The organism is Pseudomonas sp. zfem001, assembly GCF_032621725.1.
Lineage (GTDB): Bacteria > Pseudomonadota > Gammaproteobacteria > Pseudomonadales > Pseudomonadaceae > Aquipseudomonas > Aquipseudomonas sediminis.
Genome location: NZ_JAVYJI010000004.1, coordinates 328,543 through 343,032 on the forward strand (window position 1 = coordinate 328,543; position 14,490 = coordinate 343,032).

General features: G+C 63.7%; 14 protein-coding genes. 4 read left to right on the plus strand and 10 right to left on the minus strand.

The genetic code is table 11. From position 1 onward, the window contains the following. Nucleotides 1–17: 17 nt before the first annotated feature. Nucleotides 18–950, plus strand: a complete 933-nt coding sequence (locus RTH74_RS15845) for an AraC family transcriptional regulator (protein WP_316915295.1) — start codon at nt 18–20, stop codon at nt 948–950. 4 nt (nt 951–954) lie between these two features. On the opposite strand, the gene RTH74_RS15850 is transcribed toward RTH74_RS15845, so the two are convergent. Then, a complete protein-coding gene (locus RTH74_RS15850; RefSeq protein WP_316915296.1) occupies nt 955–1,443 on the minus strand; it encodes an acyl-CoA thioesterase in 489 nt (162 codons plus the stop codon). A 92-nt stretch (nt 1,444–1,535) separates the two neighbouring features. Here RTH74_RS15850 and RTH74_RS15855 point away from each other — a divergent pair, with 92 nt between their 5' ends. After that, nucleotides 1,536–2,246, plus strand: coding sequence for a tetratricopeptide repeat protein (locus RTH74_RS15855; RefSeq protein ID WP_316915297.1), 711 nt, complete (start codon nt 1,536–1,538; stop codon nt 2,244–2,246). 3 nt (nt 2,247–2,249) lie between these two features. On the opposite strand, the gene RTH74_RS15860 is transcribed toward RTH74_RS15855, so the two are convergent. The 3 genes from RTH74_RS15860 to RTH74_RS15870 all read right to left on the minus strand — a co-directional run bounded on the left by RTH74_RS15860 (nt 2,250) and on the right by RTH74_RS15870 (nt 5,879). Next, complete coding sequence (locus RTH74_RS15860; protein ID WP_316915298.1) at nt 2,250–2,978, minus strand: transporter substrate-binding domain-containing protein; 729 nt, start codon at nt 2,976–2,978, stop codon at nt 2,250–2,252. A 48-nt stretch (nt 2,979–3,026) separates the two neighbouring features. Next, nucleotides 3,027–4,394, minus strand: a complete 1,368-nt coding sequence (locus RTH74_RS15865; RefSeq protein ID WP_316915299.1) for a glutamine synthetase family protein — start codon at nt 4,392–4,394, stop codon at nt 3,027–3,029. 90 nt (nt 4,395–4,484) lie between these two features. Continuing rightward, on the minus strand, nt 4,485–5,879 hold the full coding sequence (locus tag RTH74_RS15870) for an aspartate aminotransferase family protein (protein WP_316915300.1): 1,395 nt from the start codon (nt 5,877–5,879) through the stop codon (nt 4,485–4,487). A gap of 247 nt (nt 5,880–6,126) precedes the next feature. Here RTH74_RS15870 and RTH74_RS15875 point away from each other — a divergent pair, with 247 nt between their 5' ends. Continuing rightward, the gene (locus RTH74_RS15875; protein ID WP_106734143.1) at nt 6,127–6,780 is read left to right on the plus strand and encodes a GntR family transcriptional regulator; all 654 of its coding nucleotides are present in this window, start codon (nt 6,127–6,129) and stop codon (nt 6,778–6,780) included. Between the two features lie 153 nt (nt 6,781–6,933). On the opposite strand, the gene RTH74_RS15880 is transcribed toward RTH74_RS15875, so the two are convergent. Then, nucleotides 6,934–7,341 (minus strand): SMI1/KNR4 family protein, encoded by a 408-nt coding sequence (locus RTH74_RS15880; RefSeq protein ID WP_037005543.1) that lies wholly within the window; start codon nt 7,339–7,341, stop codon nt 6,934–6,936. 104 nt (nt 7,342–7,445) lie between these two features. Here RTH74_RS15880 and RTH74_RS15885 point away from each other — a divergent pair, with 104 nt between their 5' ends. After that, a complete protein-coding gene (locus RTH74_RS15885; RefSeq protein WP_316915301.1) occupies nt 7,446–7,916 on the plus strand; it encodes a GNAT family N-acetyltransferase in 471 nt (156 codons plus the stop codon). A gap of 117 nt (nt 7,917–8,033) precedes the next feature. On the opposite strand, the gene RTH74_RS15890 is transcribed toward RTH74_RS15885, so the two are convergent. From RTH74_RS15890 to uvrD, 5 genes are all read right to left on the minus strand, one after another. Next, nucleotides 8,034–8,888, minus strand: coding sequence for a hypothetical protein (locus RTH74_RS15890; protein WP_316915361.1), 855 nt, complete (start codon nt 8,886–8,888; stop codon nt 8,034–8,036). A 156-nt stretch (nt 8,889–9,044) separates the two neighbouring features. After that, entirely contained in the window at nt 9,045–9,626 is a 582-nt protein-coding gene (locus RTH74_RS15895; protein WP_316915302.1) for a TetR/AcrR family transcriptional regulator, read from the minus strand. Nucleotides 9,627–9,781: 155 nt separating this feature from the next. Then, nucleotides 9,782–10,864, minus strand: a complete 1,083-nt coding sequence (locus RTH74_RS15900; RefSeq protein ID WP_316915303.1) for a TRAP transporter substrate-binding protein — start codon at nt 10,862–10,864, stop codon at nt 9,782–9,784. A gap of 49 nt (nt 10,865–10,913) precedes the next feature. Then, nucleotides 10,914–12,008 carry a TRAP transporter substrate-binding protein gene (locus tag RTH74_RS15905; RefSeq protein WP_316915304.1) on the minus strand — a complete coding sequence of 365 codons (1,095 nt, stop codon included), beginning with the start codon at nt 12,006–12,008 and terminating at the stop codon, nt 10,914–10,916. A 169-nt stretch (nt 12,009–12,177) separates the two neighbouring features. Beyond that, on the minus strand, nt 12,178–14,361 hold the full coding sequence (gene uvrD / locus RTH74_RS15910) for a DNA helicase II (protein WP_316915305.1): 2,184 nt from the start codon (nt 14,359–14,361) through the stop codon (nt 12,178–12,180). Between the last annotated feature and the right edge of the window lie 129 nt (nt 14,362–14,490).

Sequence of the window (14,490 nt, forward strand, 5' to 3'; positions counted from 1 at the left end):
AGTGCTTTGGTGGCGATTTGGCACTGTCCACTCGGCCCACGATCGACTGGGAGTTGGCGCAGATTCCGCAGCCGCCTCCTGTCGCGCCTCTCACGCCCGCGCCACGCCGCCAGCCACCACCCAGGTGCCTGGACGATCCACGTATCGCCTGCGCCGTTCGTCTGCTGGAGGGGATTCCGGCAGTGCCCCTCGGGCTTGATGAGGTCGCCGAGCATGTCGGCCTCAGTCCCTTTCATTTCCAGCGCTATTTTCAGGAGGTGATGGGCGAGTCGCCCAGTGCCTATTTGCGTCGCACCCGGCTGGATCGGGCGGCGATGAACCTGCTGATGGGCGCGGAGTCGGTGATGTCGACCGCTCTGGATGCCGGCTATGCCAGCCACGAGGCGTTCATCCGTGCGTTCCAGCGGCGCTTCGGCATGGTGCCCACGCAGTACCGTCAGTTCGCCCAGGCCCGCCGGCCGCTACCAACCCCGTTGCAGCGTGAACAGGCAACTTGCGTGCTGAGGCCGCAGCCTCTGCTCGCCATGCGCTTTCATGGCTCCTACACGGATCGCGAGGAGCACTGGCGCGTATTCGGGGCCTACCTGCAGCAGATCGGTTTTCCCCTGCAAGGAGCGCAACTGTTAGGTATTTCCCTCGATGGCTCGCTAGTGACGCCGACCGAGCAGATCCGCTACGACTGTGCGGTGCTCGACCCTGGTTTCGATGCCACGGGAACGGCGCTGACGGGGCAGGCTCTGCGGGCTGGTCGTTATGCCACGTTGCGCTGCGAGGGGGCTTATCTGCCGGGCATCGTCAATACCCTGAGCAGCGTAGCCATGGCCTGGCTGCCGGATTCCGGGGAGCGATTGTTGCCGATCAACAACGGTGCTTTCGAGGTCTTCCACAGGCCGCCCTGGGAGCAGGCGGGCGGCCAGCAGTCGTTTACGGTGGCGCTCTCGCTGGCCTGATGCCTCAGGCGTTCTTCTCCTCGCTCAGCGCCTGGTAGCGCTGCTGCAACTCTTCACGAATCTGCCGGCGCTGTTTGGCCTGGCGCTGGCGTCGCAGGCCGTCGGGGGTGTCCGGTTGCAGTTCTGGAATCGGCGCCGGGCGACCATGAGCGTCGACCGCGACCATGGTGAAGAAGCAGCTGTTGGTGTGGCGCACCGAGCGCTCGCGGATATTCTCGGTGATCACCTTGATGCCGATCTCCATCGAGGTGCGGCCGGTGTGGTTGACCGAAGCGAGGAAGGTAACCAGTTCGCCAACGTGCACCGGTTCGCGGAACATCACCTGATCCACCGATAGGGTCACCACGTAGCAGCCGGCATAACGGCTGGCGCAGGCATAGGCGACTTCATCGAGGTACTTGAGCAGCGTGCCGCCATGGACATTTCCGGAGAAATTAGCCATATCCGGTGTCATCAATACGGTCATCGTCAGTTGCGCGGTTCCGGCTTCCATCGTTGCTCCGAGTACGTGTGGGGCTTATGAGAGTAAGGCCTGCTGGCTCTGGGGATGCAAGATACACACTCACTACTGCAAGGATGCCATCCATGCTTATTCGCTCGAAATTTCTGCTTCTACCGCTGCTGCTGGGCCTGACCGTTACTGTGCAGGCCACCGAGGAGTGCGCCACGGCGGTGCAGTGCAACCAGTTCGGCACGGCCGCTTATCAGGACGGTCGCTATGAGCAGGCCATCGGCGCGTTCGAACGTCAGTTACGACGCGTCGAGGATGGCGATACGGCACAGTTGGAGTTGGCACTGAACAATCTCATCCTCGCTAACCTGCGCTCCGGCCAGACCGGCATGGCGCGCGCCTGGTTAGGCGTGGCGCTGGACAACAACCTCAGCGGCTCTTCGACTCGCCTGCACCTGACCAAGGTAGCCCAGGCGCTGGATTACCAGACCCTCGCTGCCAGCCCGACCGGACGCTACCTGCGTTACGGCGGCCAGGCAGTATGGAGTGAGCTGCTGATCAGCGAGGATGGCAGTGGCGGTTATCTCGCCAGCTTCTCGCCCTTGCGCGCTGGTGCTCGGGTCGAGGAGTACGGCCCGGCTGCGATTGGCGAGCTGGATGGCAAGTTGGTCGGCGACGAGGTGCAGATGCGCCTGCAGGACGCCGGCCTGGGCAACGATTGCGCAGTGCAACTGCTGCGTGAAGGCATCGAGCTGCGCGTGCAGGAGGTATTCGCCGAGGGCTGCCAGGATTACGGCGGCATGGGCATCAGCGTCGGTGGCCGCTACATCAAGGTAAGCCCTTGAGGTTCACAGGCCGTAGCGCGCCTTGAGGCGCTGCAGCGTGTCCGGCTGGTGGGCGAGGAAGGCGTCGAAGCGTTCGATCAGGTCCGGCCGGCTTGCGCTGCTGAGGTGGAAGCTGGTGAAGATCAGCGGCAATTGCGGGTCCAGTTGCAGGTAGTTATTGCTCATGTCCAGCTGGGCGAGCTGATAGCGCACCACCTGTGGGTTGGCGTAGAGCGCATCGAGACGGCCACGCCCGACCATGCGGATCAGGCTGTGCAGGTCCTGGGTTTCCACCAGGTGCACGGTGCCGGCGTCGAGCTGGGGTTGCCAGGCCTGCGCGGTGAAGCCGCGTACCGTACCCAGGTGCCGGATGTTGTTCAGGCCCTGGCCGCGGCGGTTGGCGAGGACCATGGTGCCGTCGACTATCTGCACCGCTGCTTCGCTGTAGTAGAGGTGGCGGTCGGCCTTGGCCTGGCGTGCCCACTCGGGATTGTCGGGAAACAGCAGGTCGAGGTTTTGCTCGTCGAGCATGTTGCGGTACAGCCTGTTGAGCGGCTGCGGCAGCAGTTCGAGGGTCAGCCCCTCATATTCGGCGAAGGCTTCCAGCAGATCCAGGCAGTAGCCTTCGGGTGGGCTTTCGAGCGTGGCACGGTAGTAAGGGTAGTAATCATGCTGCTCGATGCCGACGCGCAGGGTTTCGCCCTGCGCCAGCGTAGTCACCATCAGCAGAGCCAGCAGTCGCCAGCGTTTCATGAGTCGTTCTCCGCCTCCTCGCTGGCTACAGACTAGCTCACCGTCAGATCAGGCGTGATTGAGATACCAGCGCCAATCCTGCTCACCCACCTCGCCCATGAACTGGCGGTACTCGGCCCACTTGATCGCCAGGAAAACCTTGAGGAAATCCTCGCCGAGCGCTTCGCGTGCCCAGCTTGAATCCTCAAGATTGCGCAGTGCAGTGAGCCAGTCGGTGGGCAGGGTTTCGCGGGCTTGTTCGTAGCCGTTGCCGATGATTTCCTCACCCGGATCGATATGGTTTTTGATGCCGTGGCGGATGCCGGAAAGAATCGCTGCGGCCGCCAGGTAGGGGTTGGCGTCGGCGCCGCAAATGCGATGCTCGACGTGGCGGCTCTTGGCCGGTCCACCTGGTACGCGGAACGACACGGTGCGGTTGTTCACCCCCCAACTCTTGGCCAGCGGCGCGTAGCTGTTGGCCTGGAAGCGGCGGAAGGAGTTGGCGTTGGGGCAGAAGATCGCCAGGGCATCGTTGAGCGTGGCCATCATGCCGCCGATGGCGTGGCGCAACAGTGGAGTGCCGTGGGGATCTTCGCTGGCCATCAGGTTGTTGCCCTCGGCATCGGCCAGCGACACGTGCATATGCAGGCCGCTGCCAGCCAGGTCGCCGAACGGCTTGGCCATGAAGCAGGCCTGCAAGCCGTGTTTGTGGGCCACGCCCTTGACCAGGCGCTTGTAGCGTACGCCTTCGTCTACCGCCTGCAGTGCATCGAAACGGTGCTCCAGGGTCAGTTCGAGCTGGCCCGGGGCGTATTCGGAGATCGCCGTGCGCACCGGCAGGCCCTGCGCCTCGCAGGCGGCGTAGAGGTCGTCGAGGAATGGCTGCATCTGCTCCAGCTCATACACGCCATAGACCTGCGGCGCCTGTGGGCGCACGCCGTTCATCTGCACGGCGGGCTGTGGGCGTCCATTGGCGTCACGCTGCTTGTCCAGCAGGTAGAACTCCAGCTCCACCGCAATCACCGGGTGATAACCATCGGCCTTGAGCGCGTCGATGGCGCGCACCAGCACATGGCGTGGATCACCCGGCGTGGCCGGCAGACCCTGGGTGGGGTGCATGCTCACCTGCACCTGGCCGGTGGGCACCACGCGCCAGGGTTGCAGGGTAAGGCTGCCGGGCAGTGGGTATGTCCAGCAGTCGGCGTCGGCCACTTCCCAGACCAGGCCGCTTTCCTCGACGTCCTCGCCCTGGATGGTCAGCGACAGGATCGAGCTGGGCAGCGGTCGGCCGTTTTCGTAGATGGCCAGCAGCTCGTCGCGATGCAGCAGCTTGCCGCGCGGGATGCCGTTGGCGTCGATCAGCATCAGCTCGATGCTGCGGACCTCGGGGTGGGCGGCGAGAAAGTCGCGGGCTTCCTGCGGGTTGGCGAATTGCATGGTGATTCTCACAGTGAGTCGTTATCTCGTGGGAGGCGCTTTAGCGGCGATTGTCGCGGCTGAAGCCCCTCCCACAGGCTGATCGATGAATTACTCGCGGGCGCCGGGTATGGCCAGCAGCTCGGTGAGGGCTTGATCGAGCATGGTGATCAGCTTGTCCACATCCTGCGCTGTGGTGCTCGGGCAGCACAGGGTCATGTTGTGGAATGGCGTGATCAGGATGCCGCGGTTGATCAGGTACAGGTGCAGGGCCATTTGCAGCTCGTCATGGAACGCCGCTTCGGCCTCGGCGCCGGTGCGTGGCGGCGTGGCGCAGAACTGGAACTCGCAACGCGCGCCCAGCTCGGTCACCGACCACTTGAGGCCATGCTTGTCGATCAACTGGCGGAAACCCTCGGCCAGGCGCGCCGCCAGCGGCAACATGTGGTCGTAGGCCGTCTGGGTCATCACCTGTTCCAGGTTGGCGCGCATGCAGTGCATGGCCAGGGCGTTGGCCGACAGGGTGGTGCCCATGCCGCTGTGGCCGTGACCGTGGCTTGCCTCGCTGGCGCGCTGACGCGCCTGGGTCATGGCGCCTGCCATCTCTGCGCTGCAACCGAAGATGCCGCAAGGCACGCCGCCGGCGATCGGCTTGCCGACCACGAAGAAGTCCGGGTCCAGGCCCCACAGGCGCGTGCAGCCACCGATATCGGTGGAGATGGTGTGGGTTTCGTCGATGATCAGCAGGCTGCCGTACTTACGCGTCAACTCGCGGCATTTCTGCATGAAGCCTGGATCGGGCAGGACCATGCCGATATTGGTCATCGCCGGCTCGCAGAGCAGGGCGCAGACGTCACCCTGAGCCAACGCCGCCTCCAGCGCTGCGACATCGTTGAAGGGAATGGCGCGGCTGTGCTCGGTCAGGTCATAGGCCTGGCCGACCAGACCGGAGCGGTGCACGGTCTTGCCGTCGCGCTCGCGCACCATCACGTCGTCGACAGTGCCGTGGTAGCAGCCGTCGAACACCAGCAGGGTCTTGCGCTGAGTGATGGCGCGCGCCCAGCGCAGCACGTAGCGGTTGGAGTCGGTAGCGGTGGCGGTCACCTGCCAGTAGGGCAGGCCGAAACGCTGGGCCAGCAGCTCGCCGCAGACCACGGCGTCCTCGCCGGGCAGCATGGTGGTCAGGCCGTTGTTCGCCTGTTCGGCGATAGCGCGGGCCACCGGATCGGGGGAGTGGCCGAACATGGTGCCGGTGTCACCGAGGCAGAAGTCGATGTACTCATGACCGTCCACGTCGAAGAAACGTGCGTCCTTGGCGCGCTCGACGAACAGCGGTACCGGCGTCGACCAGTCGGCCATCCAGTGCATCGGCACGCCGCCGTACAGCGAGTGGCGGGCGCGCTCGGCCAGGGCCACGGACTTCGGATTGCGGGACAGGAACCGCTCGCGCTCGGCGGCGACGAAACGGTCAACGGCAACTTGGCTGATGCCACTGGCGGTGGTCATGGGGCATACCTCGATTGAATGCTGCCGGCATGATATTTTGTGATCACAAAATAGTAAATGCTTAGATCATGATCGATTATTTACGCTTTAAATCTCTATTTGTGATCACGAAAAATTTCATGTTCAGTCATTTTTCACACAAAATCAGTTCCTGTCGTAGACTCGCCGCATCTTCAATCGGAGCCTCCCATGCGTGACTGTAGCCTGACCCTTGCCCAACTGCCGGCGCCACCGATGGAGGTGGCACATGGCTGACAATCTGCAGGAGCAGCTGTATCAGAACATCCGCTCAGGACTGCTGGTCGGGCGTTTCCAACCTGGGGAGCGGTTGAAGATCCGCGACTTGGCCACCGAATGGGGCACCAGCCCGATGCCGGTTCGCGCGGCCCTGCAGCGGCTGGTGGCCGAGGGCGCGCTGGAGGGCGAGCAGCAGCGCTCGGTGCGCGTCCCGTCGATGACCCGCGAGCGTTACGAAAACATCTTTCAGGTGCGCCTCGCGCTGGAAGGCCTGGCGGTGGAGCTGGCCACGCCGCGTCTGGACAGCAGCGACCTGGCCCTGCTGCGTGACTGTGTGCAGCGCATGGACGCCGCCATCGAGCAGCGCCAGGTGCAGGACTACCTCAACGCCAACAGCCAGTTTCACCTGCATTTGTACGGTGCATGTGGCAACCCGGTGTTGCTGCGTTCGATCGAGTCGCTATGGCTGCAGATCGGCCCCTTCTTCAACCGCCTGTTCACCGGCGCCGACCTGTCGCTGCGGCTCAATGACTTTCATGAAGACGCCTTTGCCGCTATCGAAGCCGGCGATGCCAAGGGCGCTCGCCAGGCAATGGAGCAGGATCTGCTTTACTTCGCGCGCTTTCTGCTCAACCTGCTGGCGTTGGAGCAGGGCGAGGTGTGAGGGCGCTGCTCGCGTAACTCGCTTGATGAGGCTCGCGGCTGAAGCCCCTCCCACGGGGCTGAGTCGCGGCTACACATCATGGGAGGCGCTTCAGCGGCGACGGCGTTCGAGAAGCCGATAGTCCGTAGGGCGCACCCTAGGGCGAAGGCGTGATCAGCTTTCCAGCCAGACGTCACGGCACCAGTGCCAGACCGAGTCCCAGCTTTCGTCGGTCAGCTCGCCTTCGTCGCCATCCCACAGCCAGACCTGGCCTTCCACGTCCACCGCGTAGTAGTCGCGGCCGTCCTGGCACAGTGGCACCAGATCGCGCGGCAGGCCGAGATCCCAGGCCACCGAGGCGACTTCCGGCAGGTAGGTGTGCGATTGCGGATCACTGGCGGTCACCGGCTCCAGGCGGCCGTAGACCACATCACTGACCTTGAGCAGGTATTCGCGCAGCTCGAAGGGCAAGTGGATGAGGATCTGCTCCTGAATCTCCACCAGGGTCTCTTCTTCCGGCAGCTCCAGCGGTACCGGTACCGGCTCGTTGAGTTCGCGCAACTGTTCGATGACTTCTTCCACGGCGTCGGCTCCTCATCTTGGGGGATCGGCTTTATACAGTAGCTGGCCGGCAGAATGAAAACATGTCGTTGTCACTGCATACTGGCGCTTTTGCGGAGCCTTTCATGTCATCTCTTACCTGGCACTGCCTGCACCACAGCGAACTCGATGCTGCGACCCTCTATGAACTGCTGGCACTGCGCACCCAGGTGTTCGTGGTCGAGCAGAACTGCCCCTACCTGGAAACCGATGGCCAGGACCTGGTCGGTGACACCTGCCACCTGCTGGCGCGTTATGAATCTGGGCTGGTGGGCTATCTGCGCTTGCTCGATCCGCAGCGCATGGACGGCGAGGTGGTAATCGGTCGGGTGGTGATCGCCGAGCGGGCGCGCGGCAGCGGGCTGGGCCATCGGCTGATGGAGCGGGCGCTGGTCGAGTGTAGTCAGCGTTGGTCGGGGGTGCCGGTTTATCTATCGGCGCAGGCTCACCTGCAGGGCTACTACGGGCGTTATGGCTTCGAGGCGGTGACCGAGGTGTATCTGGAGGACGACATCCCGCATATCGGCATGCGCCGGGCTGCTACGGATCTGTCGTGATGGGGACGTCGCCGCTAAAGCGCCTCCCACATCGTAGGAGCGGCTTCAGCCGCGATAACCGGCAAATGCCGCAATAAAAAACCCGGGCAAGCCCGGGTTTTTTCTGCGTAGTAGCGATCAGTTCTGGCGAATGCCAGCGATCAGCCAGGGCTGGTTGTCGCCCTGGGCGCGCTCCAGGCGCCAGCTTTCGCTGAACGGCTCGCCCTGGTCGAAGCGCGAGGTCTTCGACACACCGCTGAAGGTCAGGGTGGCGATGGTCTTCTCGGCGTTGTCGTCGACACCATCGAGTTGCACGTCGAGGTTATCGACGTAGGTAGACTGGAAGCCGTCACCCAGCTCGGCGCGCTCGCGCTTGAGGAAGTCCAGCAGTTGCGGGGTGACGAACTCGGCGATCTTGTCCATCTCGTCGGCGTCCCAGTGCTGCTGCAGGTTCATGAAGTGCTCGCGACCGGCGGCGATGAAGCTCTGCTCATTGAACCAGGCCGGTGCGTTGATCACCGGAGCGACCGAGGCCAGACGACCACCGAAGATATTGCTGCCAGCGGCCGGCACGTTGTCGGCGTTCGGCATTTCACGCTGGTACGGCGCACCGGCAGCGGCCATTTGCGGCTGTTGGCGAGCGCGACGGGCGGCGAGGAAGCGGAACAGCAGGAAAGCGATCAGGCCGAAGATCAGCATGTCCATGATCTGCAGGCCTTCGAAACCATCACCCATGAACATCGAGGCCAGCAGGCCACCGGCGGCCAGACCGGCCAGCGGGCCGAGCCAGCGCGAAGCACCGCTGGCGGCAGCGGCAGGCTGTTGACGACCGGGTGCCTGGGCAGCCGATTGCGCCGGCGGCGTGGCCTGACGGGTCTGGTGGCTGGGGGCGGAGCCGAAGGATTTGCCACCGCCAAAGCGCTTGGCGTGGGCTTCGAAACTGAAGGTCAGTGCCAGGCACAGAACCATGGCGATACTGAGGAAACGCTGCATCACGGTTTTCTCTCTTGTGGAAAAGCTTGGTCGGCATCTTGCCCGCCATGGGGGCGCATGACCAGTGACAGAATGTTTCCGGCTTTTGCCTGCATTAGATGGCGCCGTGCGTGCCCGGCTTGGTACCGAAGCGGCCACTGGTGCGCATGGCGCACCCTACGGGCGTTGTAGCAGCAGAGGCAGTGGGCCGCAGCGTAGTTGAGCACGCAGAAAGGCGCGGAAGGTTGCTGCGTCCTCTTCGGGATGACGCAGCCAATGCACGAAGCTGCGCAGGTAGGCGCTGGTGAGCAGGGTTTCTTCGGCGATACGGCGCAGGTGCAGGCTTTGCCGTCCGGCTGCTTCGCGCCACCACTGCACGGTGCGGCTGACGCGCATCAGGCCGAGCACCTGCAGGTGGATATGCCCGGGCTCGAGCTTGTACAGCAGCATCTGCCCAGTGACGGCCCGATGTGCGGCGAGGCTATCGAGCCAGGCCAGCAGGCAACTTTCCAGGCGCTGTTCGGCGTTCAGGTCCTGCAGAGCGGGATTTTTTGCGTGACCAAGCATGGCCAGGTCGGCGCGGTCGAACCAGGCTTCCACCAGGTCGTCCTTGTCGCGGTAATGGCGGGCGATATCGTCCAGGCCGATGTCGAGTGCGGCGGCGACGTCGAACAGGTGCAGGCGCTCCCAGCCACAGACGTCGGCCAGTTGCAGAGCGTTATCAAGAATGTGGGCGGGGTCGGTCGGCTTTTTCTTCATCCCTGAAGTATGGCCGCCAGGGCTTGAGGTGGCGCCTGGAACGACAAACGGAGCCGTTGCCGGCTGGTGCGCGTGGCGCACCCTAGGTTGCGTCTCCGTTGTGGGTCGCCACGGGTAGGGTGCGCTACGCGCACCGCCGTCACCAATCGCCGGGCTCAGCGCCAGTCGTACAGCTCTTTTTCCGAGAGTGCATGCATGGGGATGGCCAGCGCCTGGAACGCCTGCATCGAGGCCCAGATGCGGCCATTGAGTTCGCTTTGTGCGGCCAGCTCGCCCAGCACCTGTTCGCTCTCGTGTTGCATCGCCTGCAACACCTCGTCAGGGAAGCGCTTGAGCAGCGTGCCGCTCTTCTTCAGTTCATCCAGCGCCAGGGCGTTGTGGTAGACGTAGTCGTCCATCATGTCCTGGGTCGCCGCGCGCGCCGCTTCGGTGACGATGGCCTGCAGGTCGGCGGGCAGGGCGTCGAAGGCTTTCTGGTTGATCAGCAGTTCGAGCACCGACTGCGGCTCCTGCCAGCCCGGATAGTAATAGTACTTGGCGGCTTTATGCAGGCCGAAGGCCAGGTCGTTGTAAGGGCTGACCCAGTCGGTGGCGTCGATGGCGCCGCTTTGCAGCGAGGTGAAGATTTCGCCACCCGGCATCACCACGGTGGTCGCACCCAGGCGGCTCCAGACTTCGCCACCGAGGCCCGGCATGCGGATTTTCAGGCCCCTGATGTCAGCCAGGCTGTTGATTTCCTTGTTGAACCAGCCGCCCATCTGCATGGTGCTGTTGCCCGCCGTCAGCGGCTTGAGGCCGAACGGTGCATAGGCTTCGTCCCACAGCGCCTGACCACCACCCTTGCTGAGCCAGGCGTTCATTTCCAGGGTGGACAGCCCGAAGGGCACCGCACCGAAGAACTGCGCCGCCGGCACCTTGCCCTTCCAGTAGTAGGGGGTACCGTGGCCGAGCTCGGCCGTGCCGCGGGAGACGGCGTCGAACACTTCCAGCGCCGGCACCAGCTCGCCAGCGGCGTAGACTTTGATGGTCAGGCGCCCGGCGCTCATGGCGTTGACGCGTTCGGCCAGGCGTTCGGCAGCGGTGCCGGTGCCGGGCGCGTTTTTCGGCCAGGTGGTGACCATCTTCCAGTGGAAGCTTTGCGCGGGAGCGGTGGCCTGGTTGGCCGGCGCGGAGTCTTCCTTGCAGCCGATCAGGCTGAAGGCGAGCAGGGGCAGTAGAAGCAGCGAACGAAGGTGCATGGGCGCAATCCCTAAGAAAAACGGGGCTTTTCAGCCCCGTTCAGTTGGCTCAACGCCAGTTGTACAGCTCTTTCTCGGTCAGTGCCTGCATGGCGCTGGCCTCTTCGAGGAAGGCCTTCTGCGAGGCCCAGATGCGGCCGTTGAGATCGTTCTCGGCAGCCAGGGACTCGAGCACCAGGTCGGATTGCTCGCGCATGGCTTGCAGCACCTCGTCCGGCAGGCGCTTGAACTGCACGCCTTCGCTCTTCAGGCTCTGCAGCGCCTTGGCGTTGTTGAACACGTAGTCGTCCATCATGTCCAGGGTCGCGGCACGCGCGGCTTCGACGACGATGGCCTGCAGGTCGGCGGGCAGCGCGTCGAAGGCCTTCTGGTTGACCATGGATTCGACCACGGCCTGCGGCTCCTGCCAGCCCGGGAAGTAGTAGTACTTGGCTGCCTTGTGCAGGCCGAAGGCCAGGTCGTTGTATGGGCCGACCCAGTCGGTGGCATCGATGGCACCGGTCTGCAGGGAGGTGAAGATCTCACCGCCAGGCAGGTTGACGGTGATCGCGCCGAGCTTGCTCCATACTTCGCCACCGAGGCCCGGCATACGGATCTTCAGGCCCTTGATGTCATTCAGGCTGTTGATTTCCTTGTTGAACCAGCCGCCCATCTGCATGGTGGTGTTGCCCGCCGAAAGCGGCTTCACACCGTAGGGTGCGTAGGTTTCGTCCCACAGCGCCTGGCCACCGCCGTGGCTGAGCCAGGCGTTCATCTCCAGGGTGGAGAGGCCGAACGGCACGCTGCTGAAGAACTGCGCAGCTGGCACCTTGCCTTTCCAATAGTACGGCGTGCCATGGCCCATCTCGGCGGTGCCGCGGGAAACAGCGTCGAATACTTCCAGCGCCGGCACCAGCTCTCCAGCGGCGTAGACCTTGACGGTCAGGCGCCCGGCGCTCATGGCGTTGATACGCTCGGCCAGACGCTCGGCGGCGGTGCCCAGACCGGGGAAGTTCTTCGGCCAGGAGGTGACCATCTTCCAATGGACGGTTTCTGCCGGCTTGGCAGCGGCTTGCTCGCTGGCAGCCTTGTCTTCTTTGCAGCCAACCAGGCCGATGGCGGCGATCAGCGCCAGGGCGGTGCCGAACAGATTGCGGCGATTCATCGATTATCTCCAGATACGGTAGGTACTCAGAGCCTATTCACGAGCATGCGAGCTAGAGTCCTACAAGGCAAAAATAGGCGAGGAAGCGGAGTGTACTTTTGTACATGAGCATTCCAAGCCTGTTTTTAACGCAGTAGGGCCGACGTGCAGCTGATCGTGCATAGGCTCTTCACACGGCTTCGAGCTTGGCGTACGCCAGCATCAGCCACTTACTGCCTTCGTTTTCGAAATTCACTTGGACCCGCGCCTGGGCGCCAGCACCCTCGAAATTGAGGATGGTGCCCTCGCCGAACAGGCTGTGGTGTACGCGTTGGCCCAGACTGAAGGGCGTTTGCGGTACGGCGCTGCCGGCGAACAGACTGCCGCCACCCATCGAGCTGGTGCTCACCGGGCGGCTGACGCTGTTGCTCAGGCGTACTTCCTGAATCAGCGGTGCGGGGATTTCGCGGACGAAGCGCGACACCTTGTTATAGGTCTCGCTACCGTAGAGACGCCGTGTTTCGGCGTAGCTGATCACCAGCTTCTGCATGGCACGGGTAATGCCGACATAGGCCAGGCGGCGTTCTTCTTCCAATCGGCCCGGTTCTTCCAGGCTCATCTTGTGCGGGAACAGACCCTCTTCCATGCCCACCAGGAACACCAGGGGGAATTCCAGGCCCTTGGCGCTGTGCAGGGTCATCAGTTGAATGCTGTCTTCGTTTTCGGCGGCCTGGGTGTCCCCGGCCTCCAGCGAGGCGTGGGTGAGGAAGGCCTGCAGCGGGGTCAGCTCGTCGTCTTCGTCATTCTCGAAGGCGCGTGCGGCGCTGACCAGTTCCTCCAGGTTCTCTACCCGGGCCTGGCCCTTCTCGCCCTTTTCCGCTTCGTGATAGGCAAGCAGCCCGCTTTTCTCGATGACCACCTGAGTCATCTGGTGCAGGGGCATGGCCAGCACTTTCTCGGCCAGGCCCTCGATCAACTCGATGAAGCTGGCCAGCGCACCGGAGGCCCGGCCCGGCAGAGCCTTGACCGCCAGCATCAGGCGGATCGCCTCCCACATATGCACGTCATGGGCGCGGGCGTACTCGCGGATGGTTTCGATGGTCTTCTCGCCGATGCCGCGCGCCGGCACGTTGATGATGCGTTCCAGCGCCGCATCGTTGCCGCGCCCGTCGAGCAGGCGCAGATAGGCCATAGCGTTCTTGATTTCGGCACGCTCGAAGAAGCGCTGACCACCGTAGATGCGGTAGGGGATCTTCTCGCGCAGCAGCGCCTCTTCCAGCACGCGCGACTGGGCGTTGGAGCGATAGAGAATGGCGATCTCGCTGCGCTTGAGGCCGTCCTTGCGCAGGGCGTCCTCGATGGTCTCGACCACGTAGCGCGCTTCGTCGTGCTCGTTGAAGGCGGCATACAGGGCCAGCGGCTCGCCATCGCCAACGTCGGTGCGCAACTCCTTGCCGAGGCGGCCCTGGTTGTTGGCGATCAGCGCGTTGGCGGCATTGAGGATATTGGCGGTGGAGCGGTAGTTCTGCTCCAGACGAATGATCTCGGCATCGGCGAAATCGCTGTCGAACTGCTGGATATTCTCGATCTTCGCGCCACGCCAGCCATAGATCGACTGATCGTCATCGCCCACCACCATCAGGCTTTCGCCGCCCTTGGCGAGAAAACGCAGCCAGGCGTACTGCACGGCGTTGGTGTCCTGGAACTCGTCGACCAGGATATGGCGGAAGCGACGCTGGTAGTGCTCCAGCAGCCCGGCGTTGTCGCGCCAGAGGTCGAGTGCTCGCAGCAGCAGTTCGGCGAAGTCGATGACACCGGTGCGCGCGCAGGCCGCCTCGTAGGCTTCATAGATGCTGCGCATGGTAGCCAGGAACAGGTCGCCGCTGGCCTGGATACCTTGCGGGCGGATGCCCTCGTCCTTTTGCCCGTTGATGAACCACTGCGCCTGTTTGGCCGGCCAGCGTTGTTCGTCCAGGCCCAGTTCACGGATCACCCGCTTGATCAGGCGCTGCTGATCGTCGGAGTCGAGAATCTGAAAGTTCTCGGCCAGCTTCGCTTCCTTCCAATGCGCGCGCAGCAGGCGATGCGCCAGGCCATGGAAGGTGCCGACCCACATACCAGCAGGGGCATGGCCCAGCACATCTTCGATGCGGTGACGCATCTCGGCGGCGGCCTTGTTGGTGAAGGTCACCGACAGGATGCTGTGCGCCGAGACATCCAGGCGCTGGATCAGGAAGGCGATGCGATGCACCAGCACGCGGGTCTTGCCCGAGCCGGCACCGGCCAGCACCAGCTGATGGCCAGGCGGCGTGGTGACCGCATGGTGCTGGGCGGGATTGAGGGTCGTGAGTCTGTGGTCGAGGTCATTTTGCATCGCGGCATTCTAGGGGGCCGGACAGGGGAGGGCAAACCGTCAGCCAGGCGCGGCGAAACGAGCCGGACGCAGCCGACGACTGGTGGGTCAGGGCGCAGATGTGCATGGATAGAAGGCCAAAGGCCATCA

Bases quoted from the DNA above. Each gene is read 5' to 3' on its own strand.
- RTH74_RS15890 (WP_316915361.1), bottom strand. From the start codon at position 8,888: ATGCAGCGTTTCCTCAGTATCGCCATGGTTCTGTGCCTGGCACTGACC.
- RTH74_RS15850 (WP_316915296.1), bottom strand. From the start codon at position 1,443: ATGGAAGCCGGAACCGCGCAACTGACGATGACCGTATTGATGACACCG.
- RTH74_RS15860 (WP_316915298.1), bottom strand. From the start codon at position 2,978: ATGAAACGCTGGCGACTGCTGGCTCTGCTGATGGTGACTACGCTGGCG.
- RTH74_RS15895 (WP_316915302.1), bottom strand. From the start codon at position 9,626: ATGAAGAAAAAGCCGACCGACCCCGCCCACATTCTTGATAACGCTCTG.
- RTH74_RS15855 (WP_316915297.1), top strand. From the start codon at position 1,536: ATGCTTATTCGCTCGAAATTTCTGCTTCTACCGCTGCTGCTGGGCCTG.
- uvrD (WP_316915305.1), bottom strand. From the start codon at position 14,361: ATGCAAAATGACCTCGACCACAGACTCACGACCCTCAATCCCGCCCAG.
- RTH74_RS15865 (WP_316915299.1), bottom strand. From the start codon at position 4,394: ATGCAATTCGCCAACCCGCAGGAAGCCCGCGACTTTCTCGCCGCCCAC.
- RTH74_RS15900 (WP_316915303.1), bottom strand. From the start codon at position 10,864: ATGCACCTTCGTTCGCTGCTTCTACTGCCCCTGCTCGCCTTCAGCCTG.
- RTH74_RS15885 (WP_316915301.1), top strand. From the start codon at position 7,446: ATGTCATCTCTTACCTGGCACTGCCTGCACCACAGCGAACTCGATGCT.
- RTH74_RS15905 (WP_316915304.1), bottom strand. From the start codon at position 12,008: ATGAATCGCCGCAATCTGTTCGGCACCGCCCTGGCGCTGATCGCCGCC.
- RTH74_RS15875 (WP_106734143.1), top strand. From the start codon at position 6,127: ATGGCTGACAATCTGCAGGAGCAGCTGTATCAGAACATCCGCTCAGGA.
- RTH74_RS15870 (WP_316915300.1), bottom strand. From the start codon at position 5,879: ATGACCACCGCCAGTGGCATCAGCCAAGTTGCCGTTGACCGTTTCGTC.